This is a genomic window from Streptomyces sp. NPDC003300 (assembly GCF_040610915.1).
In the GTDB taxonomy this organism is placed as follows: Bacteria; Actinomycetota; Actinomycetes; order Streptomycetales; family Streptomycetaceae; genus Actinacidiphila.
On sequence record NZ_JBEXNE010000061.1, the window covers coordinates 1 to 1083 of the forward strand.

Annotated in this window: 1 protein-coding gene; it reads right to left on the bottom strand. The window is 67.7% G+C overall.

Translation table 11 applies throughout. The annotated features are described in order from the left end of the window. A partial coding sequence (locus ABZX65_RS36310) for a lactate utilization protein B (RefSeq protein ID WP_355350362.1) occupies positions 1-1083 on the bottom strand: 1083 nt, incomplete at both ends.

Genomic DNA, 1083 nt, shown 5'->3' on the forward strand with positions numbered 1-1083 from the left:
GTGGGTGGTGGTGGCGCCCTGGGCGACGCGTTCGCGGAGGTGGACGAGGACTTGGGGGATGTTGATGGCGACGGGGCAGACGTCGTAGCAGGCGCCGCAGAGGGTGGAGGCGTAGGGGAGTGAGGCGTCGAGTTCGGTGGTGGTGGTGCGGAGTTGGGGGGTGAGGATGGCGCCGATGGGGCCGGGGTAGGGGGAGCCGTAGGCGTGGCCGCCGGCGCGTTCGTAGACGGGGCAGACGTTGAGGCAGGCGGAGCAGCGGATGCAGCGCAGGGCCTGGCGGCCGGTGGTGTCGGCGAGGGTGTCGGTGCGGCCGTTGTCGATGAGGACGAGGTGGAAGTTTTCGGGGCCGTCGGTGTGGGTGGTGCCGGTCCACAGGGTGGTGTAGGGGTTCATGCGTTCGGCGGTGGAGGAGCGGGGGAGGGTCTGGAGGTAGATTTCCAGGTCCTGGAAGGTGGGGATGACTTTCTCGATGCCGACAACGGAGATGAGTGTTTCGGGGAGGGTGAGGCACATGCGGCCGTTGCCTTCGGATTCGACGACGACGAGGGTGCCGGTGTCGGCGATCATGAAGTTGGCGCCGGAGATCCCGACTTTCGCGCGGAGGAACTTTTCCCGCAGGTGGAGGCGGGCGGCTTCGGCGAGGTCGGCGGGGGTGTCGGTGAGGTTGTCGGGTGCGGGGCGGCCCCAGGTGGTCATCTGGGTGTGGAAGATGTCGCGGATCTGGTGGCGGTTTTTGTGGATGGCGGGGACGAGGATGTGGGAGGGGAGGTCGTTGCCGAGCTGGACGATGAGTTCGGCGAGGTCGGTTTCGTAGGCGGTGATGCCGGCGGCGGTCAGGGCGTCGTTGAGGCCGATTTCCTGGGTGGCCATGGATTTGACTTTGACGATTTCGGTTTCGCCGGTGTCCTGGACGAGGCGGGTGATGATGCGGTTGGCGTCGTCGGCGTCCAGGGCCCAGTGGACGGTGCCGCCGGCGGCGGTGATGTTCTCCTCGAGCTGGAGGAGGTAGTGGTCGAGGTGGCGCAGGGTGTGGTCCTTGACGGCGGCGCCCGCTGCGCGGAGTTGGGGCCAGTCGGCGAGTTC